Genomic DNA, 23,810 nt, shown 5'->3' on the forward strand with positions numbered 1-23,810 from the left:
TGTCGGGCGGAATGCAGGCGATGCGGAGCAGAGATGCCGCCGCTGCCATCCCTCTGTACAATGAAGCGCCATGAAGCTACAGCCCTCCCGGCCGGATGCGGCCACTCCCTTGCTTGCCTGCCATGAGTGCGACCTGTTGCAAGCTGCACCTGCCAATAGTGTGCAGGGGGTGAGCTGTTGCCGTTGTGGCAGCCAGTTATTGCCTGGGCCTGCCTATCGGCCCAGTACCTCGCTGGCGCTGGTGCTGGCCGGCCTGCTGGTGTTTGTGCTGGCCAATGCCTTTCCCGTGGTGGGGCTGGAGGCCAACGGGGTCAAGACGGCCACTACCCTGTTGGGGACGGCCTGGCAGCTGTCCCAGCAGCAGATGGAGCCGGTGGCCTTGCTGGTGTTGCTCACCGGGGTACTGACGCCGGGGCTGGAGCTGCTCTGCCTGCTCTACCTGTTGTTACCCTTGTCGCTTGGCCATGCGCCGCGTGGCTTTGCGCGGGTGATGCGGCTGGTGCATGTGCTGCATCCCTGGGGCATGGTGGAAGTCTTCCTGCTGGGTGTGCTGGTGTCGCTGGTGAAGCTGGCGCATATGGCCGAGGTGCATCCCGGTATCGGCTTGTGGTCGTTTTTTGCCCTGATTGTGCTGCTGGCCGGTAATGCCAGCCGTTTTGATCCGGGCATGCTGTGGGAGCGCTATCAGGCATGTCGCGGCCGCACTTGAAGAGCGCAGCCAGCCAGGGGGTGTGGCGCTGCCACGCCTGTGGCCAGCTCAGCCGGGTCAGCTCCCCGGCGGCAACGGCAGTCAACTGCCCGCGCTGCGGCGGCAGCCTGCACCGGCGCAAACCGCACAGTCTGCAATATGCCTGGGCTTTTTTGCTGGCCGCCATGTTGTGTTACATCCCGGCCAACCTGATGCCCATCATGCTGACGGAAATGCTGTCCGGCACCCAGCGCGATACCATCATGAGCGGCGTGGCCTATTTGTGGCGCAGCGGTTCCTGGCCGCTGGCGCTGGTGGTGTTTGTGGCCAGCGTGCTGGTGCCTTTGCTGAAAATACTGTCCATGTTGTTGCTGCTGCTCACCGTGCACTGGCGTTCGCGCTGGGCACCCCGCCAGCGCACCCGGCTGTACCGGTTGCTGGAAGTGGTGGGGCCGTGGTCGATGCTGGATATCTATGTGGTGGGCTTGCTGGTGGCCCTGGTGCAGCTGCAATCGCTGGCCACCATCAAGGCCGGGCCTGGTGCCATTGCCTTTGGTGCCGTGGTGGTACTGACCATGCTTTCTGCCATGCATTTTGATCCCAGACTGATCTGGGATGTATTCGAGGAAGATGATGAGCGATAAGCCTTCAGCACAAACAGAACAAAACCGCCCACCGCAGAATGATGGCGCTCAGGAGGCCCTGCCGATGGCCGTTGCCAGCCCGGCACGGCAAAGCCGCTGGTCGCCCTCGCTGGTATGGCTGATACCGCTGCTGGCTGCCTTGATCGGCGGTTATCTGGCGGTGCAGGCCATTTTGTCGCGCGGGCCCACCATTACCATTACCTTTCGCAGTGGCGAGGGGCTGGAGGCCGGCAAGACCCGTATCAAGTACAAGGATGTGGATATCGGAGAGGTGACTGCGGTACGCATCAGTCCGGACAGCAAGAATATTGAAGCCACGGCCCAGCTGAGCAAGGAAGCCGAGCGCTTCCTGGCGCGCGACAGCCGCTTCTGGATTGTGCGGCCACGCATTGCCGGTGGCAGCGTGTCCGGCCTTGGCACCCTGCTGTCCGGTGCCTATGTCGGCATGGATGCCGGCAAAAGCAGCGAAATGAGCCAGCATTTTACTGGCCTGGATGTCCCGCCCATCATTACCGGTGATTTGCCCGGTCGGCAGTTCGTGCTCAAGGCGGCAGAGCTGGGTTCGCTGGATATTGGTGCGCCGGTGTATTTCCGCCGGGTGCCGGTAGGGCAGGTGGTGGCATATCAGCTGGACAAGAGTGGCAGCAATGTCGACATCACGGTGTTCATCTACTCTCCTTACGACCACTTTGTCACGGCGGATAGCCGCTTCTGGCACGCCAGTGGTATCGATTTGTCCATTTCTGCCAACGGGCTGAAGGTGAACACTCAGTCGCTCAGCGCCATCATGCTGGGCGGTGTGGCCTTCGAAACGCCGGTCAGTCCGGCCGAGGACAAACCGGCCACGGCTGGCTCGGTGTTTACCTTGTCCAATACCCGTGAACTGGCCATGCAATCGCCGGATCATGAAGTGGTGCCGCTGCTGCTGAAGTTCCAGCAATCGGTGCGCGGGCTCACTGTTGGTGCGCCGGTGGATTTCCGCGGCATCGTGATTGGCGATGTCACCAGCATCGGCATGGAATACGATGCACCACGCAAGGACTTCAACATGCTGGTGAGCATCCGCATCTTCCCCAGCCGCCTGCTCAGCCTGTCGCGCAATCTGACTGCCGAAAAACTGCACCAGCTGAAACTGGACAAGATGGTGGAGCACGGCATGCGGGCGCAGCTGCGTTCCGGCAGCTTGCTCACCGGCCAGCTGTATGTGGCGCTGGATTTCTTCCGCGATGCCAAGCCAGCCCAGTTGCTGCATCGTCAGGGCATGGATGTGCTGCCTACCATCCCGGGCGACCTGGAAGAGCTGCAAGGCGTGCTGCAACGCATTGCCCGCAAGCTGGACAAGGTGCCGTTCGACAGCATAGGCCAGGAGCTGGACGGCACCATCAAGGAATTGCACGCCACCCTGAATACCGTGCAACAGCTGGGCAACAGCCTGGATGGCAAGGTGGTACCGCAAACCCTGCAAACGCTGCAGCAGTTGCAGCAGACACTGGACAGTGCCAGCCAGGCCCTGCAAGCCAACTCGCCATTGCAGCAGGATGTGCGCAAAGCCGCGCAGGAAGTCACGGAAACAGCGCGCAGCTTCCGTGCGCTGAGTGATTATCTGGACCGTCACCCGGAAGCCCTGATCCGTGGCAAACAGGAGAGCAAGCCATGAAAATGCGCAACCTTGCCCGTGGTATGTGTTTGTGCGCCGTATTGCTGACGGCCTGCACCTCGGTGCCATCCCGCTTCTACCAGTTGCAGGCCACCAGCATGCCGGGCCAGAACCAGCGGCCCGGAGCAGTATTGCTGGTGGAGCAGGTTACGCTGCCGGCCGGGATGGACAGACCACAATTACTGCTGGAGAACGCCGAAGGTCGCCCGCAGCTGCAAGAGCAGGATTACTGGACTGCCAGCCTGAGCCGCCTGTTGACCCAGGCAGTGGCAGGCAATCTGGCCGCGCAACTGGGCTTGTCCACCATCTATGCAGCACCGCAACTGAGCCTGGGGCGGACGGACCTCAGCTTGCAACTGGATATCCGAGAATTCCGCTTGCGGCATGGGCAGGGCGCGTCGCTGGCTGCGGCATGGCGTCTGGTACAGAGCGCCTCGCACAAGGTGTTGCTGCAAGGTTATTTCAACCAGCAGCAAGCGGTGACTGTGCCGGGCAATGCGGCGCTGGTGGCAGCGCAGCAGCAGTTGCTGGATGCGTTGAGCCGGCAAATCGGCACTGAGATGGCAGCGCATCCGGACTACTTGCATCCGGCGGCTTGAGTATCCGGGCGGGCTGGCGCCTTCCTGTCCGGCAGCTGACGCTCGCTTGCGCTCAGGTCCAGGCTGGTCTACTTGGGATGCTGCCGGTTTTATTCTATTTTTTATATTGATTGCCTTAAAGTCTGTTGATGTGATTTTTTGTTTTTATTTGTCAGATTTAATGGCATTAAAATTGCAAAATAGCAGCAAATTTTGGCTTAAGTTAACGTTGCAGCTGGATAGAATGAACCGCATTCATTCTTTCCGACTTTTGCCATGTCATCCAGCACATCCACTCCAACTGCCACATCAGGTAATGCCTATTTGCTGCTGGTGCTGACCATGCTGTTGTGGTCCACCAATTTTGTCATTGCCCGTGCCATCCATGGCCAGATCGGCCCTTTCGGCCTGGCTTTCGGCCGCTGGGCCATCGCCTTGCTCTGCCTGCTGCCATTTGGCCTGCCACGTCTGGGCCGGGCCTGGCCCTTGCTGCGACAGCAATGGCGCAAAATGCTGCTATTGGGTGTGTTTGGCATCGGACTGACCAATACCCTGGTGTATGTGGCCGTGCGCACCACGACTGCCACCAACGCCGTCATTCTCAATAGTGCAACGCCCATGATGGTGCTGGTACTTGGCTCGCTGTATTTCCGCCAAAAGCTGGCCCGACGCCAGTGGCTTGGCATGCTGGTGGCCATGGCCGGGGCATTGCTCATCGTATTGAAGGGCAATGTGCTGGGGGTGGGCGCTTTCCAGTTCAGCCACGGAGACCTGCTGGTGTTGGCTGCAGGCTTGTGCTGGGCGGTTTACACGCTTGGCTTGCGTACCTTGCTGCCAGGGCTGGATGCGCTGGTTATGATGATGGTCCTGTTGCTGGTGGGCGAGCTGATGTTGCTACCGGCCTTTGTGCGGGAAACCTGGCAGGCTGGCGGTTTTCATCCCCTGTCGCTGTCCGCCGCGGCTGCCTTGTTGTATCTGGGCATCTTCCCTTCTGTCTTGGCTTTCCTGATGTATAACCGCGCCATTGCCCAGGTGGGGGCGGCCAAAGCTGCAGGCTTTCTTTACCTGATGCCTGCGTTTGGTGCGGTGCAGTCCATTGTCCTGCTAGGCGAGGAGCTGCATTGGTATCATGTGGCTGGCCTGGCGGCGATTTTTGGCGGCATCGTGCTGTCTTCGCTCAGTCGCAAGCCTGCTGCCGGGCGCGTTGCCAGTGCGGTGAAGCTGTCTACTGCAGATTGATGCGGTGTTGACTACGGATTTATACGGATGGTGCAAAGCGGCATCCGGCACTAAAGTACACATTGTTGGCAGTGCCCGTACTTATTGGATCTCCCGCAGTACCTGCCAACCTTAATTTTGTTTGTAGTTGAAGTACCTCTGGCTTTTGTTCCTCTTCAGTATTGGCTTAGCTCGGCCCGGTGATTCCTCCCCGTTTCACCGGGCATTTTCTTGTCTGTCTTTCCCGTTTTCTTCCTGTCAGTACCATCAAACGCACCAGGCAAGGCCGCTTGGCGGCGGTAATCATGGTCAGCCTGCGGTCTATCCCCTACAATAGCGCCAGATCAACAGCGGCTGTGCCGGTGGTGACGCGCTGCCCGGGACGATTTTGCACTGGCAGCGTGCAACCGGTGCTATCCGCTTTTTTTATTACAGGATGCTTTACATGGAACCCGTACGCCTTTCCAAGCGGATGGCCGAACTGGGTATTTGCTCCCGTCGCGAGGCGGACAGCTATATCGAACAAGGCTGGGTCAAGGTAGACGGCGAAGTTGCCGTGCTTGGCCAGAAAGTGCTGCCGCACAACACCATTGAAGTGCTGAAGAAGGCACAGGATGCCCAATCGTCACGTGTGACCATTCTGCTCAACAAGCCGGTGGGGTATGTGTCCGGTCAGGCAGAAAAGGGCTATCTGCCAGCTGTCACGCTGGTCAAGCCGGAAAACCACTGGTCGGAAGACCCCAGCAAGAAGCGCTTCATTCCGGCGCATTTGCGTGGTCTGGCACCGGCTGGCCGACTGGATATCGATTCGGTAGGTCTGTTGGTTCTGACCCAGGATGGCCGGGTGGCCAAGCACATCATCGGTGAGAACTCCACGGTCGAGAAGGAATATCTGGTCCGGGTGACCGGTGAACTGAGTGACCGTGGGCTGGCCTTGCTCAACCATGGCCTGTCGCTGGATGGCGAAGCACTGAAACCGGCAGAAGTGGCCTGGCAGAATGAAGACCAGCTGCGTTTTGTGCTGCGTGAAGGCAAAAAGCGCCAGATCCGCCGCATGTGCGAGCTGGTTGGTCTGCGTGTGGTGGGCCTCAAGCGCATCCGTATCGGCACCATCAAGTTGGGCAATTTGCCTACCGGTCAGTGGCGTTATCTGCGTGATGACGAGATGTTCTGACCCATCCGGGCAAGACTTGGGCAGTAAAGTGTGACGGCGACCAGTGGTCGCCGTTGTGCATTGCACGATACAACTTGGATTTGTCCGCCCACCATGACATCATCAAGGCCATGAACCTATTGCTGATCTGTTTGCTCATTGCGCTGGCTGGTCTCGTCTTGCTGTGCGCTTATCCCTCTGCATTTGGTCAGCGGCTGTTGCGCTGCGGTTTGTGCTTATCCGGGTTCCGCCAACGCCGGCTGTCCTTGCCTGCAGGCGAACTGGCATATCTGGAAGCGGGTACCGGCCCGGCTGTCATGCTGATTCACGGCTTTGGCGGTGATGGCCCTACCAGCTGGGGGAGGGTGATGGCGGCATTGGCAAAACAGCATCAGGTGCTGGTGCCGGACTTGCTCTGGTTTGGTCGCAGCCATGCCGCAACGGCCCCTTCGCTGCACGCACAGGCGGATGCACTCGAAGCGCTGATCCGTGCCCGCGTGGCGGACAAGGTGCAACTGGTGGGCTTGTCCTACGGTGGTTTCGTTGCCCTGGAGCTGGCCCGGCGCATGCCGGAAAAAATTGCACAACTGGTGATCATGGCCTCGCCGGGCATGGTCTACACCCCGGCCGACCAGCAAGACCTTCTGGACCGCGCAGACGTAAAATCTGCAGAACAACTGTTTGTGCCCAATGATGCACAAGCACTGGCGCGCATAATGGCGCTGGTGGGCAGCCCGCTGGCGCGCGCACCACGGTTTTTGCTGCAGGATGTCTGGCTGTTTTATTACCGGGACCGTGCTCCGCAGTTGCATGCCCTGATGCAGGAGCTGGCCAGCAGCCAGCAGGCCCATGTTGAGCGTCTCAGCCAGCCACTGGTCATGCCGGTAGCTGTGGTATGGGGTACGCAGGATGAGGTTTTTCCCTTGCCTATTGGTCAGCGGCTGGCCAGTTCGCTGGATGCGCCGTTGTTCACCATCGATGGTGGAACCCATGTCTTGCCTGTTGTGTCTGCCCCTCAGACCGTAGCCGTGTTGCAGACCATCTTGCAGCAGGTGCCTGCCTGGCAATGATGCTGTCGCAGACCTGAACGGGCCAGGTGCGGTGATCTGTTTGAAGGAGAGTTGAGCGATGCTGGGCTGGTTGTGGCAAAAACTGGGGCTGGACAAGGCGTCCCAGCAAGAGAAGGCAACTGCCTTGCACGCCATCGAGATGGTGATTGACGGCTGTGACGGGCGCTTGCGCTTGTTACCCGCTTATCAGCAACGCCTGTTGCCTGGTGTCCGGCTGACGCTGGATTATCTTGCCGGATTACCCTGGCAGCGGATTGACCCGCTAGAGCTCTCCTTGCGCAGTTTCAGCACCGACCGTCGCCTGGGTTTGCTGTTTTCCAGCCCGCTCAGCCTGCTGCTTTGTCTGAAAAGCAGTGAGTCTTTGCAGTCATTTTTCCTATCCGCCAGTCAGGGCGATCAAGCCTGGGCCATCCTCAGCATGAGCCGCAGCGAAACCGTGCGCTTTGGCATGGTGGAACATAATGGAGAAGTCCGCAGTGATGTTGCCCAGCAGATTGTCAGTTTCGACCAGCATAGGCTGATCGAACCGTCCGCCACACCCGAAGACCTGCAACAGAGTGCCCGTCGGCGCGGCCTTGCCGTACTGGTGGAGGTGATAGACCGGCGCATCAAATTGCTGCAACAAATGCGGCTGGACCTGCAGACCGAACTGGAGAAAATCCAGTTGAAGCTGGCGACCTTCGGGCATGCCGGCAGAGTGATCATTGACGCAACGGGCGGCACGGACAACATGGCCAGCCTGTCGCCAGAGGATGCCGAAAGCCTGCGCCAGCGCGAAGCGGAACTTCAGCAGCAATTACAGCCATTGGCCCGGCTTGCCGAACTGGAAGGCATTCTGGATGTGGTATGCGAAGTACTGGAGCAGCCCGCCCGCTTTTTTCATGTTGAAGCACAAACCATCTACCTCAACCGCATGGGTGTATTGCATGAACGCCAGGATGCGGATGATGTCACCGCCTTGCAGTTCGAGCAGGTGGTGATGGGGCAGTTGCAACCCATCTCCCGTGTACTGATGCCGGTGCAGGTCCAGCGTCAGCAGGTGCAAGAGCTGGAGCAGCAGTTTGCCGATGAGCTGGCAGCGTTGCAGCAGCAACAAATGCAGGGCGGCTTATTCTGATTGGCCGCTTGCCAGCACCTCGGCACTCAGCTTGACGCGTGGCCAGACTTCCTCAGCCTGGCTTACCGCATAAGGCTGATGCTTGTACTTCACCACGCCTTGGTCTGACAGCAGCAAAACCCGGTTTGCCTGCACCCCTGCCTGACGCAGGCAAGCCTGGACGCAGGACAGGCGACAGCCATCCAGTGCCAGAATGGGACGGCCTGACTGGGCCAGTTTCACCAGGCCGGGCACGCCGCCACCCACACCGGCAATGCACGACATTTCAGCCAGGCCTTCGCGATCCAGCCGCAATGCAAGGTCGTTTGCCATCTGCGCGGCGCTGGAGCAGCCGGAACAGGCGTAAACCAGTGGGAATTTGTTCGCTGTCATGCATCCATTGTGCTGCGCATACCATCCGGCAAGATATCCGTCGCAAGAGGAAGCCGGCCTAGCTCTTCCGGGGGAGGTGCAGGATCAGCGGGACGGTCATCTCGGCAGCGCTTACCCCACCATGCTGGCCTGGCAGGTGCAGCGGCCTTTCCTGCGGCAGGGTGTCGCGGATACTCCAGTCCTCGCGCGCCAGCAAGGTGACATCACCGCAACGGCTGGCCAGTTGCGGATGTGGTTCACCCGGTCCAAAAGCTCCATCTTCCAGTAGCAGTTTGCTGTCCAGTACCCAGCAAGCATCTTGCAGCTGTTGCTGGGCTTGTCGCATGAAGTCGTTTTTCAGCCCCGGTTTGACATGACAGAACACGGCCCGGCGCTCGCCGGACAATGGTTGTGCCAGCATGGCATATAGCGCGGGGAAGTCCTGGTCCAGGCTGATCATGCGCGTGCGCGGTGTGTCGATAAACCCATGATCGGCGGTGACCATGATGGCAGTGTCTGTCTGCTCCGCCACGTTCACCAACTGGGCGAAGGCCGTATCCAGCTGGTCAAACAGGGAATGAACGGCAGGGGAGTGACAGCCCTGGCGATGCATCAGGCTGTCAAGCTGAGGCAGGTAAAGATAATGGAACGCCGGCGCATCACTCTGCTGCAGGCAGCTTGCTAGCTGTGCAAACGCATCATCGACATCTCGATAGCCGGTGCGTTGCACGCTTCCTGCATGGTGCAGGCTATAGGGTGAATCGGCGATGTACTGCGGTTGCAGAATGTGTGCCGACCGGCCAAGTCGTGGCAGCAAAGGCGGGCAGACCAGTAACTGCGCGGCCAGTTGCTCCGGTCGCAGTGTGCTGTCATCCGGGTAGCGTACCGACATGGGCAATGGGGCAACAATGTGCTCCTGTCTGTCCGGTATTGTCTGGCAATGCAGATGCCAGCCAATCAAGCCGTGGCTGGCGGGGGGCTGGCCGGTCAGCAGTGTGGTGATGGCTGCAGCCGTGGTTGCCGGAAACACGCTGCTCAAGGTCGTACACTGCTTGCGTTGCAGTACGCTGTCCGGGCCAAGCGTGCGCAATTGCTGCTCGCCCAGCCCGTCGATGAGCACCAGAACCACATGCTTGTGCTGGCCGATGCCTGACAGCCAGGGTTCAGATAATCTGGCATGTCCGCTCTGCGGCCCGCCAAGCTCATGGCTCAGGCTGGTCATCAGGTTGAGCAGGCTGCCACCCTGATAGTCGGGCCAATGGCTGCCGGGGCAAAAACGGCTCAGTGCAGAGGGCATGGGGGCTCGCATGACGGCTGAAATTCAGCCAGCTTACAGGCATACTGTGCCGACTTGAATCCCTGGTTTTTTCATATGACCCAAGCCGAGCAAAACATCTGCCAGCGCTGCGGTGCCTGCTGTGCAGCCTTTCGCGTGAGTTTTCACTATTCCGAACTGGACACCGAACCGGGAGGGCGTGTGCCGGCACGCCTGGCCGATGAGGAGACTTCCACCATCATGCGCATGCGTGGAACCGACTATGCGCGTCCGCGCTGCATTGCCCTGGTTGGCAAGGTTGGTGAGTCGGTCAGCTGTGGCATTTACAGCGACCGCCCTTCGCCGTGTCGTGAGTTCGGTGCGCGTGCCAGCATTGGTGTGTATGAAGAAGCCTGTAATCGCGCTCGGGCTCAAAACGGATTGCCGCCATTGCAACTGGACTAAGTGCCACTATTCAGACTGGGAAAGAATTTTTCACCAGCTATCCTGAAACCATGCCGAACATGCGATCTGATCCAGCCGCTGTTTGGTGTCTTGTCTCCACCTCGGCCAGCCAGCAGGGCGGTTGACCGAAGCTGCCCCGGCCAGTATGCCGGGGCTTTTTTGTGCCAATAAAAAACCGGGCCATGGCCCGGTTTTGTCGTCAGCTCTGGGTGCTTGCTTAGCGACGTTCCACTGCCAGCGCCACGCCCATGCCACCACCGATACACAGCGTAGCCAGGCCCTTCTTGGCATCGCGACGCTGCATTTCGTGCAGCAGGGTAACCAGTACACGGCAGCCGGATGCGCCAATCGGGTGACCCAGGGCAATGGCACCACCGTTGACGTTGACCTTGTCGGCAGACCAACCCAACTCGCGTGCCACACCCAGGGCCTGGGCGGCAAAAGCTTCGTTGGCCTCCACCAGATCCAGCTCTTCCACGGTCCAGCCAGCTTTTTCCACGGCCTTGCGGGTGGCGGCAACCGGGCCGATACCCATGATTTCCGGAGCGCAGCCGGTGAGGGAGTAACCACGAATCACAGCCAGCGGTTTCAGGCCCAGTTGATCTGCCTTGGCAGCGGTCATCAGCATCACGGCAGCAGCACCATCGTTAATGCCCGAGGCATTGCCGGCGGTCACGGTGCCGTCCTTCTTGAAGGCAGGGCGCAGCTTGGCCAGGGTTTCGGCCGTGGTGCCGGCCTTGATGTATTCGTCGGCATCAACGGCAACCGGGTCGCCCTTGCGTTGCGGCACCAGCACCGGAACGATTTCGTCCTTGAACTTGCCTGCTTTCTGGGCAGCTTCGGCACGGTTTTGCGATGCCAGAGCCAGCGCATCCTGTTCTTCACGGCTGATGCCGTATTTTTCTGCCACGTTTTCCGCAGTAATGCCCATGTGGTACTGGTTGTACACATCGGTCAGGCCGTCGGCCACCATGGTGTCCACCAGCTGGGCATTGCCCATGCGGAAACCATCACGCGAACCCGGCAGGATATGCGGGGACAGCGACATGTTTTCCTGACCACCGGCAATCACGATTTCAGCATCGCCATTGGCAATGGCCTGGGCTGCCAGATGAACTGCACGCAGGCCGGAGCCGCATACCACGTTCAGGGTCGTGGCCGGGGTGGTGATCGGCAGGCCGGCCTTGAGCAAGGCCTGGCGGGCCGGGTTCTGGCCGACACCAGCGGTCAGTACCTGACCCAGAATCACTTCACTCACGTCTTCCGGCTTTACACCGGTCTGGGCCAGCAGGCCCTTGATGACGGTGGCGCCCAGTTCGGGGGCCGGAACTTTGGACAGTGCACCACCAAAGCTGCCTACAGCGGTACGCAGGGCGGCAACAATCACGATTTCTTGCATAGCTAACTCTCCGTTATGGTTCTGCGGTGGGGGCCCCTGTCAGGAGCATGTGCCCGGCATGCGTGTGCCGGGCATCGGAAGATTATTGCAGGCTGGCTACCGTGCTGGGCATGGCTTTGGCCAGGACATAAGTGCCAGGTGCGGCTACCAGCGCCGGGAACTCCTTGCTGCCAGCCACTTTGGGCGCGGCAATCTTTTTGCCGGATTGCGGGGCCAGCCAGCTGTCCCAGTCCTTCCACCAGCTGCCCGGACGGCTTTCTGCGCCTTCCAGCCAGACTTCCGGGTCGTCCACCAGGTTTTCATTCACCCAGTAGTTGCGCTTGTCCTTGGTGACCGGGTTGATGGAGCCGGCAATGTGGCCGGAAGCGCCCAGCACGAAGCGGCGCGACGGTGCGCCAGTCATGTACTTGATGCCGGAGAAGGCCGATTTCCACGGCACGATGTGGTCTTCACGGGCGGCAAATACATACAGCGGGATGTCCAGCTTGCTGATGTCGATGGGAACATCGCACAGGGTGATGGCATTTTTCTTCACCAGCGCATTGTTCAGGTAGAACTGGCGCAGGAAGAAAGTGTGCATCGGCAACGGCAGATCGACGGCGTCGTTGTTCCAGTACAGGAGGTCGAACGGTGCCGGGGTTTTGCCCAGCAGGTAGTTGTTGACCACGTAGTTCCATACCAGATCGTTGGCGCGCAGGCTGGCAAAGGTACGACCGATTTCCTTGCCGCTGACAATGCCGCCGCTGGCGATCTTTGCTTCACGACTCTTGACCAGGTTTTCGTCGATGAAGACCTTGATTTCACCCGGATCGGCATGATCAACCAGCGAGGTCATGAAGGTGGCGCTGTCAATCAGCTTGATGCCCTTGGCCTGCATCACACACAAGGAGGTGTTGAGGATCACGCCACCAACGCAGAAGCCCAGGGCGTTCATGCTTGGTTGCTTGGTGATTTTCTTGACAGTTTCGGCTGCGGCAATCACGCCTTTTTCGATATAGCTTTCCCAGGTGAAATGCTTCATTTCCGGGACAGCCGAACGCCAGCTGATCAGGAATACCTTGTAACCCTGGGCGACGAAGTGGCGCACCATGGAGTTGTCCGGCTGCAAGTCCATCAGGTAGTACTTGTTGATGCAGGGCGGAACGATGAGCAGCGGCTTTTCGTATACCTCGGTGGTGGTCGGGGTGTACTGGATCAGTTCGATCAGCTCGTTACGGAAAACCACCTCGCCCGGTGTCGTGGCGATGTTCTTGCCGATCTCGAACTTGCTTTCGTCCGACATCGAGATATGGCCTTTCTGGATGTCCTCGGCCATGTTCTTCATGCCTTCCACCAGGCTTTCGCCCTTGGTTTCCAGTGCCCGCTTGATGACTTCGGGGTTGGTCAGCATGAAGTTGGTCGGTGCCATGGCATCCAGATACTGGCGGGTGGCAAATGCCAGTTTTTCCTTGGACTCGTCTTCCAGTTGCGACTGGTCAACCAGCTCTGTCATCCACTTCGATGTTTGCAGATAGCTTTGTTTCAGGAAGCTGTAGAACGGGTGCTCGTTCCATTCCGGTGCGGCAAAACGGCGATCGCTGCTGGCGGCAGGCGCTGCGGCGGCCTCGGCCGGTTTCTGGCCAAGGAATTGCAGCCACATGTTCATTTGCTGCTGGTAAAGATTGGTTTGCATGGCCAGCATCTGGTTGGTGTTGCTCACCATCTGGTTCCAGGCGCCGGAAATGGGATTGGCTGCTGCGTCCAGCGGCATGCCTGCGGTCATCGAATTGACAAACTGCTGCATCCACTGCTGGTTGGCCTCGGAGAGGCTGGAGAAGAAACTCTCCAGAGAAGCGGTCGTTTCCTGAGTCAAGGTACATCTCCTTAACATGCCGTAAGAGGTGGGTGGATACGTGCTGCCCGGGTGGCCTCTTGGTGTTGCCACCGTCGGGATACCTGCTGACTGTAACAGGACTGTATGACAATTTCACCGGGAGGCGGTAAGCCGCCATGAAAAAATCCATGCAGGGAGTCGGGCTGTTGCGGCAATGCACAATTCATGTCCATGTCCTTAACCCAATACCAACGGGAGTTTCGCCCGCCTTGGCGTGTAAAGGCCATCAGGTCAGTCATGGCGGGCGGCATGGTAGCAGGGAATGCCCATGTGATGACATACGTATAATTATCAATCAGCTCCCGCAAGCATGTTACATCTGGGATAATCGGTCGCTTGAATCGTAAGGAGTACATCATGGCCGTTGTCATGCTGGATGGCGTAGCGCAGCAAGTCAGCAATATTTTCTGCATTGGCCGCAATTACGCGGCACATGTGGCTGAATTGGGCAATCAGCTGGAGGAAGAGCCGCTGGTGTTCCTGAAGCCCACTTCGGCGCTTACGCTGAGCGGGCAGCCCATGCGTTTGCCGGCCTATTCTGCTGATGTGCACCATGAGTGCGAGCTGGTGTTGCTGATCGGCAAGGATGGCAGTGATATTCCCGCTGCGGATGCCTTGTCTCACATTGCGGGCGTGGGCATCGGCCTGGACCTGACCGCGCGTGATGTGCAAAGCGAGGCGAAGCAAGGCGGCAAGCCGTGGACCAAGGCCAAGGGCTTTCGCCATGGGGCTTGCGTGTCCGATTTTGTCGGCAGTTCCCATGTGGATCTTGGCCAGCCCTTCAGCTTCAGCCTGCAAGTGAATGGTGAAACCCGTCAGCAGGGTGATACCAGCCTGATGCTGTATCCGCTGGCCACCATCATCAGTTATCTGTCGCAGGTTTATGGCCTGACCGCAGGCGATCTGATCTACACCGGCACACCGCAAGGCGTGGCAGCCCTGCACGCGGGGGATGTGCTGCACCTGCAACTGGACGGTGTGGTAAGTGCCGACTGGACGGTGAGCGCATGAGCCGCCAGCGCGAGCAGGACGAAGACGACGGCAAAGTGCGGCTGGACAAATGGCTGTGGGCTGCGCGTTTTTACAAGACGCGCCAACTGGCCCACGAGGCGCTGGAACTGGGCCGGGTGCTGGTGAATGGCGAGCGGGTGAAGGCTTCGCGCATCGTGCGCGAGGGTGATGAACTGCTGTTGCGCATCAACCAGCTGGAATACCGCATTACCGTGCTGCAACTGGCCACCCAGCGTCGTCCGGCCAAGGAGGCCGTGCTGATGTATCAGGAAGACGAAGCGGGCAAGGCTGAGCGCGAAGAGCGCATGTTGCTGCTGAAGGCAGAACATGCCAGCTTTCCGCATGGCGAAGGTCGCCCCACCAAAAAGGCCCGGCGCGATATTTCCCGCTTCAAGGGCTCCCTGTAATGACCATGCCACCGTTGCTGATGCCGGGCGGTGGCAGCTTTATCTGATTGTGTATTGATGTCTGCCTCATCTGCTGTTGCTGCGCCCTCCCTGCGTCCTTTTGCGCTGTTCTATTTTGCCTATTTCGCCTTTCAGGGCTTGTTCGGCCCGTTCTGGGGTTTGTATCTGGAGTCCCTGTCTTTCTCTGCCTTGCAGATTTCCGTGCTGATGGCACTGTCCACGCTGGCGCGTATCGTGGCACCCGGCTTTTGGGGCTGGCTGGCGGACCGGCAGGGGCGACGACGGGCCATCATCATCAGTACCTCGCTGTGTTCGGCGCTGGCCTTTGCGCTGGTGGGGCTGGGCAATGGCTTCTGGTGGATTTTCACCAGTCTGGCGGTATCGCATTTCTTCTGGGCCGGGGCCTTGCCGCTGGTGGAAGCCAGCACGGCCTACCTGACACGTGCCCAGCCGGGCCGCTACAGCCGGGTACGGGTGTGGGGCTCCATCGGCTTTGTCTGCCTGTCCATGGTGGGTGGTTATGTGCTGGACCTGATTCATCTGGCCAATCTGCCCTGGGCCTTGCTGCTGCTGCTGGCATTCATCGTGTTGGCTGGCTGGTTCGTGCCGGATGTCAGCAATCCTCGTCATCACCAAGCGGCCGGGCCGATCTGGCAGACCTTGCGCCAGCCGCGCGTACTGGCCTTGTTTGCCTGTTGCTTCCTGATGGCTTATGCCCACGGGCCTTATTACACCTTTTATTCCATCGGCCTGCGCCATGCCGGTTATGACAAGGGTGCCATCGGCTTGTTGTGGTCGGTAGGGGTGATCAGCGAAATCCTGGTGTTCCTGCTGATGCCGCGCATCATGGGGCGCTTTTCGCTGGAGCGGCTGATGCTGGCCTCGCTGCTGACCGCGGTTTTGCGCTTTGTGCTGATTGCCTGCGCGGTGGAACAGCCGGTGCTGGCAGTACTGGCGCAAAGCATGCATGCGCTGACCTTCGGCCTGCACCATGCCACTTCGGTGGGCTTGATTCACCGCCTGTTTGCCCAGCAGCACCAGGGCCGGGCGCAAGGCTTGTACATCATCGCCTCGTTTGGTGTGGGCGGCAGTTCCGGCGGGCTGGTTGGCGGTTTGTTGTGGCCGCATGGCGGCATGTTGCCGACGTTTGGCATGTCGGTAGTGGCTGCCGTGCTGGGTGTGCTGGTATGCCTGCGCTGGTTGCGTCCGGAACCCTGCGCCAAGCCTACAGCAGCATGATCAGCTTCAATTCCGGTGCTGCAGCCAGATTCAGCGTCAGCTGCTGATACACCAGGCGGCCGCGCTGCGGATGGTTGAAGGCGCGCTCGCCGCCTTCACGGCCTTGCACGTCATGCTGCTGCCACAGCGTATCGAATTCCGTACTGCCCTGACGCAGGGTGTCCAGCCATTGCCGGATGCTGTTTTCTTCCAGCCGCTCACCCGCATCGGCGCGAAACTCTGCCACCATGCGCCGCGCCCGTACCGGCCAGTCTTCCACCAGCTGGCGTGACTCGGTTCGCAAAAACATGAAGTCCAGCAAATTGTGCCGTGTCAGCGGCTGGTCCAGCCAGCCGCTGAACAATTCGGCCGCCAGTGTATTCCAGGCCAGCGCATCCCAGTTGGCATCCAGTACATAAGCCGGTGCACCGATGACATTTACCGCGTCACGCAAGGCCTGACGGGATTGTGGGTTGCGTTCGACAGGCCTGTCCTGCGGGTTTTTCAGTCCGGCCAGCTTGAACAGGTAATCGCGCTCGGCATGGGTCAGCAGCAGCGCATCGGCCAGACGTGACAGGGTGGGGGCGGATACCGACTGGCTGCGCCCCTGTTCAATCCAGGTCAGCCAGGTGGGACTGATGCCGCACAGGGCAGCCACTTCCTCGCGCCGCAAGCCCTTGGCGCGGCGTCGGCTGCCTGCTGGCAAGCCAGCCTGTTGCGGGCTGACCCGTTCGCGATGGGCGCGGATGAATTCGCCCAGCGGGCTGGTGGTTTTGCTCTGGCTCATGTTGATTCCTGATTGAATTTCCACTTTAACGTGGTAGTGCCAGTACTAGTATAAATGCTTATCTTGTACTAGGAAAAAAGCTGCGCGATGATGTGTGCCAACAGCAGCCAAACACTGTGGCGCACAACGGCCAGGGCAAGCAGGACAGCCTTGTGGCGGTAATGATCAGCGTGACAGAATGGCTGCCTTGTATCCGGCAAACCGGTGGTGTTGCAACCGCCATTTCACGAGCAGGAAGCCATGACAGCACAAACTCTTTACGACAAGCTCTGGTCCAGCCATGTAGTGCGGGAAGAGGCCGACGGCACGGTTCTTCTTTATATCGACCGCCATCTGGTGCATGAAGTCACCAGCCCGCAAGCCTTTGAAGGCCTGAAACTGGCCGGTCGCGGCCTGTGGCGTGTGGATTCGGTGGTTTCCACCGCCGACCACAACACCCCGACCGACCACTGGGACGAAGGCATCAAGGACCCGATCTCCCGTCAGCAGGTGGAAACCCTGGATGCCAACATCAAGTCCTTTGGCGCGCTGGCTTACTTCCCGTTCAAGGACAAGGGGCAGGGCATTGTGCATGTGATGGGGCCGGAGCAAGGCGCCACGCTGCCGGGCATGACTGTGGTCTGTGGTGACAGTCACACCTCCACCCACGGCGCCTTCGGTGCGCTGGCACACGGCATCGGCACTTCGGAAGTGGAGCACGTGATGGCCACCCAGTGCCTGGTAGCCAAGAAGTCCAAGAACATGCTGGTGAAGGTGAATGGCCCGCTGCCTGCCGGCATTACCGGCAAGGACGTGGCGCTCGCCATCATCGGCAAGATCGGCACCGCCGGCGGTACCGGCTATGCCATCGAATTCGGTGGCGAGGCTATTCGCAGCCTGTCGATGGAAGGCCGCATGACCTTGTGCAATATGGCCATCGAAGCCGGTGCCCGTTCCGGCATGGTGGCGGTGGATGAAAAGACCATCGACTACGTCAAGGGCCGTCCGTTTGCCCCCACCGGTGCACAGTGGGATGCTGCCGTGGCTTACTGGAACACCCTGCATTCCGATGAAGGCGCGCATTTCGACGCCGTGGTGGAGCTGGACGCCAGCGACATCAAGCCACAAGTGACCTGGGGCACCTCGCCGGAAATGGTGACCGATATCGACGGCATCGTGCCGGACCCGGCTGCCGAAGCCGACCCGGTGAAGAAGGGCAGTATTGAACGCGCGCTGGCCTATATGGGTCTGACTGCCAATACCCCGGTGAAAGACATTCCGGTCGACATCGTGTTTATCGGCTCCTGTACCAATTCCCGCATCGAAGACCTGCGCGAAGCCGCTGCGGTAGCGCGTGGCCGTAAAAAGGCAGCCAGTGTGAAGCAAGTGCTGGTGGTGCCGGGTTCCGGTCTGGTGAAGGCGCAGGCCGAGGCCGAAGGGCTGGACAAGATTTTCATCGCGGCAGGTTTCGAATGGCGCGAGCCGGGTTGCTCCATGTGTCTGGCCATGAATGCCGACCGTCTGCAACCGGGCGAGCGCTGCGCCTCCACCTCCAACCGCAACTTCGAAGGCCGTCAGGGGCAGGGTGGGCGTACCCATCTGGTGAGCCCAGCCATGGCAGCAGCGGCAGGGGTGACCGGCCATTTTGTTGACATCCGTCAGCTTTAATTCTGCGAAAGGAATTCATCCATGAAAAAAATTGCACTCAGCCTGTTTGTGACCATCCTGCTGTCTGCCTGCAATACCTTACACGGCGCGGGTGAAGACCTCAGACAAGGCGGCCAGGCTGTCGGCCATGGCATCCAGAAGGCCGGTCAGGCCATCGAAAACGCTGCCCAGTAAGGGCAGCCTGATTCGGAAAGAATCTCATGAAAGCATTCAACAAACTTGACGGGCTGGTGTGCCCGCTCGATCGCGCCAATGTCGATACCGACGCGATCATCCCCAAGCAGTTTCTCAAGTCGATCAAGCGCTCCGGCTTTGGCCCCAATCTGTTCGACGAGTGGCGCTATCTGGACCATGGCGAACCGGGCATGGACAACAGCGTACGTCCGCTCAATCCGGACTTCGTGCTCAACTTCCCGCGTTACGCCGGTGCGCAAGTGCTGCTGGCGCGCGAAAACTTCGGCTGTGGTTCCAGCCGCGAACACGCGCCGTGGGCACTGGACGACCAGGGCTTCCGCGTGGTGATCGCCCCCAGCTTTGCCGACATCTTCTTCAACAACTGCTACAAGAACGGCCTGTTGCCCATCGTGCAGCCGGCTGAGGTGGTGGACCAGCTGTTCCGCGAATGCGAAGCCAGCGAAGGCTACCGCCTGACGGTGGATCTGCAAGCACAGACCATCACCACCCCGTCCGGCCAGTCGTTTGCCTTTGACATCACCGAGCACCGCAAGCACTGCCTGCTGGGTGGTCTGGATGAGATCGGCCTCACCTTGCAGCACGCGGAAGAAATCAAGTCTTACGAGGCGGCCCGCCGCCAGTCCCAGCCCTGGTTGTTCCACCAGGCCTGAACAGGAGAATGACATGAGCCAGAGCGCACACGCAGAACACGTCCAGCAACAATTCGGTGCCCAGGCGGCAGCCTACCTGCACAGCCAGGTACACGCCCAGGGCGCGGAGTTTGCCCAGCTACAGCAAGCCGTGCGCGAGCACGGTGCTGCGCGGGTGCTGGACCTGGGCTGCGGTGCCGGCCATGTCAGCTTCCAGCTGGCCGAATACGCTGCCAGCGTAGTGGCTTACGACTTGTCCGCCAGCATGCTGCAGGTGGTGGCGGACGAGGCGGCATCCCGTGGCCTTGGCACGCTCACCACCCGGCAAGGCGCGGCCGAACAACTCCCGTTTGCCGATGGTGAGTTCGACTTCGTGTTCAGCCGCTACTCCGCCCACCACTGGGGTGATCTGGGCCTCGCGCTGCGCGAGGCGCGCCGGGTACTCAAACCCGGTGGCAAGCTTGCCTTCATCGACGTGATGTCGCCCGGCCAGCCGCTGCTGGATACCTATCTGCAAGCAGTGGAAGTACTGCGCGATACCAGCCATGTCCACAACTACGCCATGGCCGAATGGCTGGCTGCGTTAAGCGGTGCCGGCTGGCAAGTACAGCAGGTGACGCGGCAAAAGCTGCGGCTGGAATTTGGCGTGTGGGTGGAGCGCATGCGCACACCGCAAACCCTGCGCGAGGCCATTCGCCTGTTGCAGCAGTCGGTGGGGCAGGAAGTGCGCGACTACTACGCCATCGAGGCCGATGGCAGCTTTACCGTCGACGTGATTGTGCTGTGGGCGGCGTGAAGATTTCAAAATACTCAGTAATCAGAGACAGCAAAGGATAAATCATGAAAATCGCCGTATTGCCGGGTGACGGCATTGGTCCGGAAATCATTGCCCAGGCACGTCGCGTGCTGGATGTACTGCGTCAGGACGGCCTGCCGATCGAGCTGGAAGAAGCCCCGCTGGGTGGTGCTGGCTACGATGCCTACGGCGTGCCGTATCCGGAATTCACCCAGAAGCTGTGCCGTGCAGCCGACGCCGTATTGCTGGGCGCGGTAGGCGGCCCGCAATACGACACGCTGGATCGCCCGCTGCGTCCCGAGCGCGGTCTGCTGGCCATCCGCAAGGACCTGAACCTGTTTGCCAACCTGCGTCCGGCCATCCTGTACCCGGAACTGGCCAATGCCTCCACCCTGAAGCCGGAAGTAGTGTCGGGTCTGGACATCATGATCGTGCGCGAACTCACCGGTGACATCTACTTCGGTCAGCCGCGCGGCATGGGTGTGAACGAGCAGGGCGAACGCGAAGCCTTCAACACCATGCGCTACAGCGAAAGCGAAGTGCGCCGCATCGCTCACGTTGCCTTCGGCATTGCCATGAAGCGCAACAAGAAGCTGTGTTCGGTGGACAAGGCCAATGTGCTGGAAACCACCGAGTTCTGGAAAGAAATCATGATCGACGTGGCGCGCGAATACCCGCAGGTAGAGCTGAGTCACATGTATGTGGACAACGCCGCCATGCAGCTGGTGCGCAACCCCAAGCAGTTCGACGTGATGGTGACCGGCAACATCTTTGGCGACATCCTGTCCGACGAAGCCTCCATGCTCACCGGCTCCATCGGCATGCTGCCGTCGGCCTCGCTGGACCAGAACAACAAGGGCCTGTACGAGCCTTCGCACGGTTCCGCCCCAGACATCGCCGGCAAGAACCTGGCCAACCCGCTGGCCACCATTCTGTCTGCCGCCATGATGCTGCGCTACACCTTCGCCCAGGAAGAAGCCGCCCAGCGCGTGGAAAATGCGGTCAAGAAAGTATTGGCCCAAGGCTACCGTACCGGTGACATCTATGAGGAAGGCTGCCAGAAAGTCAGCTGCTCCGGCATGGGTGACGCAGTGGTGGCAGCGCTGTAAAAAAAACTTCACCCTGATAGGGTTGACCCCATTGCCACCTGCGCTATCGCGCTGCACAATGGGGTAATAAAAATACTTGGCCCGCTGGCGCTTGCGTTAACGGGCCAATCGCAACTTTAGAGACAGATCCCAGGAGAAACCCGTGAAAGTAGGCTTTGTAGGCTGGCGTGGCATGGTTGGTTCCGTGCTGATGCAACGTATGCGTGAAGAGAACGATTTCGCTGTCATCAACGAACCGGTGTTCTTCACCACTTCCAATGTCGGCGGCAAAGGCCCGGACATCGGCCGTGATGTACCGGCGCTGAAAGACGCCAAGAACATCGACGAACTGAAGGCAATGGACGCCATTGTCACCTGTCAGGGCGGCGATTACACCAGCGACATCTATCCGAAACTGCGTGCCGCCGGCTGGACTGGCTACTGGATCGACGCCGCTTCCACCCTGCGCATGGCTGACGATGCCGTCATCGTGCTGGACCCGGTCAACCGCAATGTGATCGACAGCGCACTGGCCAAGGGCGTGAAAGATTACATCGGCGGCAACTGTACCAACTCCATCATGCTGATGGGCATGGGCGGTCTGTTCCGTGAGGGTCTGGTGGAGTGGGTTTCCTCCATGACCTACCAGGCAGCTTCCGGTGGTGGCGCCAACCACATGCGCGAACTGATCAAGGGCATGGGCGTGGTACACGCTGCCGTGGCTGACGAACTGGCTACCCCGTCGTCCGCCATTCTGGAAATCGACCGCAAGGTGGCTGCTGCCATCCGCGAAGATGTGCCGACCGAATTCTTCGGCGCCCCGCTGGCTGGTGGTCTGATCCCCTGGATCGACAAGCAGCTGGACAACGGCCAGTCCAAGGAAGAATGGAAGGGTCAGGCTGAGGTCAACAAGATTCTGGGTACCGACGCCACCATTCCGGTTGACGGCCTGTGCGTACGTATCGGTGCCATGCGCTGCCATAGCCTGGCACTGACCGTGAAGCTGAAGAAAGACCTGCCGCTGGAAGAGATCGAAGCCATCATCAAGTCTGGCAACGACTGGGTGAAATGGGTGCCGAACGACCGCGAAATCAGCGTCAAGGAACTGACCCCGGCCGCCATCACCGGTGGCCTGGAAGTGGGCGTCGGCCGCGTACGCAAACTGAACATGGGTGGTGAGTACCTGTCCGCTTTCGTGATTGGTGACCAGCTGCTGTGGGGCGCGGCCGAACCGCTGCGCCGCATGTTGCGTATCCTCATCGAACGCTGATTCGGGTTAAAATAGTCGCAACGCTTTTTTTCAGACGGTAATCTGCCGTTGTCGACTACACTGCAAAGGGCGCTTCATGCGCCCTTTGCTATTGGCTGAGGTAATATCAGCCTTTTCAGGAATGTAAGGATTTATTCGGATGATGCAGCTTGCTGTAGTAGGTGCCGCTGGCCTAGTTGGCCAATCTGTTCTCGAACTGCTGGCCGAACGCCAGTTCCCGGCAGAACGTGTGTTTGCCGTTGATGGCCCGGAACATGAGGCGTCTACCGTTGCTTATGGCAATCTGGAACTGGACATCCGCCAGCTTGATGAATTCGGTTTCGAAAATGTGGCGCTGGCCATTTTTGTCGCCGGCAGCGCTGTTGCGCGCGAATATGTCCCGCAAGCCCGCGCCGCAGGCGTGACCGTGATTGACTTCAGCGATGCCTACCGGCTGGATGCGGAAGTGCCGCTGGTGGTGCCCTCGGTCAATGGCAGCCAGCTCGAAGGGCTGGAAGCCGGTGCGCTGGTGGCTGCACCCAATTGCACCGTCACCCCGCTGGCCATGGCGCTGCAACCCTTGCTGCCATTGCAGCCGCGTCGTCTGACTGTTTCCACCTATCAGTCGGTATCCGGTGCAGGGCAGAAGGCGCTGGAAGAACTGGCCGAGCAAACCACCGCGCTGTTTTCACAGCGGGATTCCGAAAATACCGTTTTTGCCAAGCGCATTGCTTTTAATGTCTTGCCGCAGATTGGCGATGCCGATGCCGATGGTCATTCGGATGAAGAACGCTCATTGAGTGCCGAATTGCGCCGTCTGCTGCAGCAACCCGAACTGCAAGTGGAGGCCAGTTGTATTCGCGTGCCGGTATTCTTTGGCCATGCCTGGTCGGTAAACCTGGAAGTGGCGGGTGATATTGATCTGGCCCAGGTACGTAATCGTTTGCTGGCAGCCGGCTTGCAATTGATTTCGGCAGATCAGCACGGCGGTTACATTACCCCGATGGAAGCAACCGGTAATGATGGCGTCTGGATTAGCCGTTTGCGCAAAACCGGAAATTCCATCAGTTTCTGGCTGGCTGCCGACAATGTCCGGGTGGGGGCCGCACTCAACTGTGTTCTGCTGGCCGAGTCCTTGTATAAAGCAGGACTGTTTGAATAAATGTAAAGCCCCGGGTTATCCGGGGTTTTCTTGTTATGTTATCTAGCTAAAAGCTTGGCTAGGGCCTAATATGGCACTAGTTGCCAGTTTTGTGCCTGTGCGGGTAGAGCAGGCGATATAAAATCAAGATAAATGAGTGCCGGAAGGTAGACT

24 protein-coding genes are annotated in these 23,810 nt (G+C 59.6%); 19 read left to right on the top strand and 5 right to left on the bottom strand.

The window, feature by feature from the left end; all coding sequences use genetic code 11:
* Nucleotides 1–70 precede the first annotated feature (70 nt).
* The 8 genes from DKK66_RS14235 to DKK66_RS14270 all read left to right on the top strand — a co-directional run bounded on the left by DKK66_RS14235 (nucleotide 71) and on the right by DKK66_RS14270 (nucleotide 8,125).
* A complete protein-coding gene (locus DKK66_RS14235) occupies nucleotides 71–709 on the top strand; it encodes a paraquat-inducible protein A (protein WP_131359229.1) in 639 nt (212 codons plus the stop codon).
* Nucleotides 691–1,332, top strand: a complete 642-nt coding sequence (locus DKK66_RS14240; protein ID WP_045845236.1) for a paraquat-inducible protein A — start codon at nucleotides 691–693, stop codon at nucleotides 1,330–1,332. Before DKK66_RS14235 ends, DKK66_RS14240 begins: the two co-directional genes overlap by 19 nt.
* A gap of 64 nt (nucleotides 1,333–1,396) precedes the next feature.
* The gene (locus DKK66_RS14245; RefSeq protein WP_131359231.1) at nucleotides 1,397–2,989 is read left to right on the top strand and encodes an intermembrane transport protein PqiB; all 1,593 of its coding nucleotides are present in this window, start codon (nucleotides 1,397–1,399) and stop codon (nucleotides 2,987–2,989) included.
* Entirely contained in the window at nucleotides 2,986–3,588 is a 603-nt protein-coding gene (locus tag DKK66_RS14250) for a membrane integrity-associated transporter subunit PqiC (protein ID WP_131359233.1), read from the top strand. The genes DKK66_RS14245 and DKK66_RS14250 overlap by 4 nt, the downstream gene beginning before the upstream one ends.
* A 255-nt stretch (nucleotides 3,589–3,843) precedes the next feature.
* On the top strand, nucleotides 3,844–4,806 hold the full coding sequence (locus tag DKK66_RS14255) for a DMT family transporter (RefSeq protein ID WP_131359235.1): 963 nt from the start codon (nucleotides 3,844–3,846) through the stop codon (nucleotides 4,804–4,806).
* A 424-nt stretch (nucleotides 4,807–5,230) separates the two neighbouring features.
* Nucleotides 5,231–5,959: a pseudouridine synthase gene (locus DKK66_RS14260; RefSeq protein WP_045845232.1), complete on the top strand. Its 729-nt coding sequence runs from the start codon at nucleotides 5,231–5,233 to the stop codon at nucleotides 5,957–5,959.
* A gap of 74 nt (nucleotides 5,960–6,033) precedes the next feature.
* Nucleotides 6,034–7,008 carry an alpha/beta fold hydrolase gene (locus DKK66_RS14265; protein WP_131359237.1) on the top strand — a complete coding sequence of 325 codons (975 nt, stop codon included), beginning with the start codon at nucleotides 6,034–6,036 and terminating at the stop codon, nucleotides 7,006–7,008.
* A 58-nt stretch (nucleotides 7,009–7,066) separates the two neighbouring features.
* Nucleotides 7,067–8,125 (top strand): hypothetical protein, encoded by a 1,059-nt coding sequence (locus DKK66_RS14270; protein ID WP_131359239.1) that lies wholly within the window; start codon nucleotides 7,067–7,069, stop codon nucleotides 8,123–8,125.
* On the opposite strand, the gene DKK66_RS14275 is transcribed toward DKK66_RS14270, so the two are convergent.
* Nucleotides 8,117–8,497: a putative zinc-binding protein gene (locus tag DKK66_RS14275; protein WP_131359241.1), complete on the bottom strand. Its 381-nt coding sequence runs from the start codon at nucleotides 8,495–8,497 to the stop codon at nucleotides 8,117–8,119. The two genes, DKK66_RS14270 and DKK66_RS14275, sit on opposite strands and share 9 nt — an antisense overlap.
* A 58-nt stretch (nucleotides 8,498–8,555) precedes the next feature.
* Nucleotides 8,556–9,773, bottom strand: a complete 1,218-nt coding sequence (locus DKK66_RS14280) for an alkaline phosphatase family protein (protein ID WP_242673499.1) — start codon at nucleotides 9,771–9,773, stop codon at nucleotides 8,556–8,558.
* 75 nt (nucleotides 9,774–9,848) lie between these two features.
* On the opposite strand from DKK66_RS14280, the gene DKK66_RS14285 reads away from it, so the two are divergent.
* Nucleotides 9,849–10,196, top strand: coding sequence for a YkgJ family cysteine cluster protein (locus DKK66_RS14285; protein ID WP_045845228.1), 348 nt, complete (start codon nucleotides 9,849–9,851; stop codon nucleotides 10,194–10,196).
* 217 nt (nucleotides 10,197–10,413) lie between these two features.
* Here the strand turns inward: DKK66_RS14285 and DKK66_RS14290 are convergent, their stop codons facing one another.
* Together DKK66_RS14290 and DKK66_RS14295 are read right to left on the bottom strand one after the other, a co-directional pair.
* Nucleotides 10,414–11,595: an acetyl-CoA C-acetyltransferase gene (locus DKK66_RS14290; protein ID WP_045845227.1), complete on the bottom strand. Its 1,182-nt coding sequence runs from the start codon at nucleotides 11,593–11,595 to the stop codon at nucleotides 10,414–10,416.
* Between the two features lie 82 nt (nucleotides 11,596–11,677).
* On the bottom strand, nucleotides 11,678–13,378 hold the full coding sequence (locus DKK66_RS14295) for a PHA/PHB synthase family protein (protein WP_370303009.1): 1,701 nt from the start codon (nucleotides 13,376–13,378) through the stop codon (nucleotides 11,678–11,680).
* 447 nt (nucleotides 13,379–13,825) lie between these two features.
* Between DKK66_RS14295 and DKK66_RS14300 the strand changes: the two genes are divergently transcribed.
* Genes DKK66_RS14300 through DKK66_RS14310 form a run of 3 tightly spaced genes read left to right on the top strand, consistent with a single transcriptional unit; the run spans nucleotide 13,826 to nucleotide 16,125 of the window.
* Entirely contained in the window at nucleotides 13,826–14,479 is a 654-nt protein-coding gene (locus DKK66_RS14300) for a fumarylacetoacetate hydrolase family protein (RefSeq protein WP_131359245.1), read from the top strand.
* Nucleotides 14,476–14,886: an RNA-binding S4 domain-containing protein gene (locus tag DKK66_RS14305; RefSeq protein ID WP_062789956.1), complete on the top strand. Its 411-nt coding sequence runs from the start codon at nucleotides 14,476–14,478 to the stop codon at nucleotides 14,884–14,886. Before DKK66_RS14300 ends, DKK66_RS14305 begins: the two co-directional genes overlap by 4 nt.
* Before the next feature lie 57 nt (nucleotides 14,887–14,943).
* The gene (locus DKK66_RS14310; RefSeq protein WP_131359247.1) at nucleotides 14,944–16,125 is read left to right on the top strand and encodes an MFS transporter; all 1,182 of its coding nucleotides are present in this window, start codon (nucleotides 14,944–14,946) and stop codon (nucleotides 16,123–16,125) included.
* Here DKK66_RS14310 and DKK66_RS14315 read toward each other — a convergent pair.
* Nucleotides 16,112–16,891, bottom strand: coding sequence for a helix-turn-helix transcriptional regulator (locus tag DKK66_RS14315; protein WP_131359249.1), 780 nt, complete (start codon nucleotides 16,889–16,891; stop codon nucleotides 16,112–16,114). The two genes, DKK66_RS14310 and DKK66_RS14315, sit on opposite strands and share 14 nt — an antisense overlap.
* 240 nt (nucleotides 16,892–17,131) lie before the next feature.
* On the opposite strand from DKK66_RS14315, the gene leuC reads away from it, so the two are divergent.
* The 7 genes from leuC (at nucleotide 17,132) to DKK66_RS14350 (ending at nucleotide 23,657) form a co-directional block, all read left to right on the top strand.
* On the top strand, nucleotides 17,132–18,538 hold the full coding sequence (gene leuC / locus DKK66_RS14320; RefSeq protein ID WP_131359251.1) for a 3-isopropylmalate dehydratase large subunit: 1,407 nt from the start codon (nucleotides 17,132–17,134) through the stop codon (nucleotides 18,536–18,538).
* A 21-nt stretch (nucleotides 18,539–18,559) separates the two neighbouring features.
* A complete protein-coding gene (locus tag DKK66_RS14325) occupies nucleotides 18,560–18,712 on the top strand; it encodes an entericidin EcnAB (protein ID WP_131359253.1) in 153 nt (50 codons plus the stop codon).
* A gap of 26 nt (nucleotides 18,713–18,738) precedes the next feature.
* A complete protein-coding gene (leuD, locus tag DKK66_RS14330) occupies nucleotides 18,739–19,383 on the top strand; it encodes a 3-isopropylmalate dehydratase small subunit (RefSeq protein WP_045845220.1) in 645 nt (214 codons plus the stop codon).
* A gap of 13 nt (nucleotides 19,384–19,396) precedes the next feature.
* Nucleotides 19,397–20,158: a class I SAM-dependent methyltransferase gene (locus tag DKK66_RS14335; RefSeq protein WP_131359255.1), complete on the top strand. Its 762-nt coding sequence runs from the start codon at nucleotides 19,397–19,399 to the stop codon at nucleotides 20,156–20,158.
* A gap of 44 nt (nucleotides 20,159–20,202) precedes the next feature.
* Nucleotides 20,203–21,267 carry a 3-isopropylmalate dehydrogenase gene (gene leuB, locus DKK66_RS14340; RefSeq protein ID WP_045845218.1) on the top strand — a complete coding sequence of 355 codons (1,065 nt, stop codon included), beginning with the start codon at nucleotides 20,203–20,205 and terminating at the stop codon, nucleotides 21,265–21,267.
* A gap of 142 nt (nucleotides 21,268–21,409) precedes the next feature.
* Nucleotides 21,410–22,516, top strand: coding sequence for an aspartate-semialdehyde dehydrogenase (asd, locus tag DKK66_RS14345; protein ID WP_082086297.1), 1,107 nt, complete (start codon nucleotides 21,410–21,412; stop codon nucleotides 22,514–22,516).
* 139 nt (nucleotides 22,517–22,655) lie between these two features.
* The gene (locus DKK66_RS14350; RefSeq protein ID WP_131359257.1) at nucleotides 22,656–23,657 is read left to right on the top strand and encodes an aspartate-semialdehyde dehydrogenase; all 1,002 of its coding nucleotides are present in this window, start codon (nucleotides 22,656–22,658) and stop codon (nucleotides 23,655–23,657) included.
* Nucleotides 23,658–23,810 lie beyond the last annotated feature (153 nt).

The organism is Aquitalea sp. USM4 (genome assembly GCF_004328945.1).
Lineage (GTDB): Bacteria > Pseudomonadota > Gammaproteobacteria > Burkholderiales > Chromobacteriaceae > Aquitalea > Aquitalea pelogenes.

Excerpts from the sequence above, each read along its gene's own strand:
- DKK66_RS14235 (WP_131359229.1), top strand. The coding sequence starts at position 71 with ATGAAGCTACAGCCCTCCCGGCCGGATGCGGCCACTCCCTTGCTTGCC.
- DKK66_RS14240 (WP_045845236.1), top strand. The coding sequence starts at position 691 with ATGTCGCGGCCGCACTTGAAGAGCGCAGCCAGCCAGGGGGTGTGGCGC.
- DKK66_RS14245 (WP_131359231.1), top strand. The coding sequence starts at position 1,397 with ATGGCCGTTGCCAGCCCGGCACGGCAAAGCCGCTGGTCGCCCTCGCTG.
- DKK66_RS14250 (WP_131359233.1), top strand. The coding sequence starts at position 2,986 with ATGAAAATGCGCAACCTTGCCCGTGGTATGTGTTTGTGCGCCGTATTG.
- DKK66_RS14255 (WP_131359235.1), top strand. The coding sequence starts at position 3,844 with ATGTCATCCAGCACATCCACTCCAACTGCCACATCAGGTAATGCCTAT.
- DKK66_RS14260 (WP_045845232.1), top strand. The coding sequence starts at position 5,231 with ATGGAACCCGTACGCCTTTCCAAGCGGATGGCCGAACTGGGTATTTGC.
- DKK66_RS14270 (WP_131359239.1), top strand. The coding sequence starts at position 7,067 with ATGCTGGGCTGGTTGTGGCAAAAACTGGGGCTGGACAAGGCGTCCCAG.
- DKK66_RS14275 (WP_131359241.1), bottom strand. The coding sequence starts at position 8,497 with ATGACAGCGAACAAATTCCCACTGGTTTACGCCTGTTCCGGCTGCTCC.
- DKK66_RS14280 (WP_242673499.1), bottom strand. The coding sequence starts at position 9,773 with ATGCCCTCTGCACTGAGCCGTTTTTGCCCCGGCAGCCATTGGCCCGAC.
- DKK66_RS14285 (WP_045845228.1), top strand. The coding sequence starts at position 9,849 with ATGACCCAAGCCGAGCAAAACATCTGCCAGCGCTGCGGTGCCTGCTGT.
- DKK66_RS14290 (WP_045845227.1), bottom strand. The coding sequence starts at position 11,595 with ATGCAAGAAATCGTGATTGTTGCCGCCCTGCGTACCGCTGTAGGCAGC.
- DKK66_RS14295 (WP_370303009.1), bottom strand. The coding sequence starts at position 13,378 with ATGCAGCAGTTTGTCAATTCGATGACCGCAGGCATGCCGCTGGACGCA.
- DKK66_RS14300 (WP_131359245.1), top strand. The coding sequence starts at position 13,826 with ATGGCCGTTGTCATGCTGGATGGCGTAGCGCAGCAAGTCAGCAATATT.
- DKK66_RS14305 (WP_062789956.1), top strand. The coding sequence starts at position 14,476 with ATGAGCCGCCAGCGCGAGCAGGACGAAGACGACGGCAAAGTGCGGCTG.
- DKK66_RS14310 (WP_131359247.1), top strand. The coding sequence starts at position 14,944 with ATGTCTGCCTCATCTGCTGTTGCTGCGCCCTCCCTGCGTCCTTTTGCG.
- DKK66_RS14315 (WP_131359249.1), bottom strand. The coding sequence starts at position 16,891 with ATGAGCCAGAGCAAAACCACCAGCCCGCTGGGCGAATTCATCCGCGCC.
- leuC (WP_131359251.1), top strand. The coding sequence starts at position 17,132 with ATGACAGCACAAACTCTTTACGACAAGCTCTGGTCCAGCCATGTAGTG.
- DKK66_RS14325 (WP_131359253.1), top strand. The coding sequence starts at position 18,560 with ATGAAAAAAATTGCACTCAGCCTGTTTGTGACCATCCTGCTGTCTGCC.
- leuD (WP_045845220.1), top strand. The coding sequence starts at position 18,739 with ATGAAAGCATTCAACAAACTTGACGGGCTGGTGTGCCCGCTCGATCGC.
- DKK66_RS14335 (WP_131359255.1), top strand. The coding sequence starts at position 19,397 with ATGAGCCAGAGCGCACACGCAGAACACGTCCAGCAACAATTCGGTGCC.
- leuB (WP_045845218.1), top strand. The coding sequence starts at position 20,203 with ATGAAAATCGCCGTATTGCCGGGTGACGGCATTGGTCCGGAAATCATT.
- DKK66_RS14350 (WP_131359257.1), top strand. The coding sequence starts at position 22,656 with ATGATGCAGCTTGCTGTAGTAGGTGCCGCTGGCCTAGTTGGCCAATCT.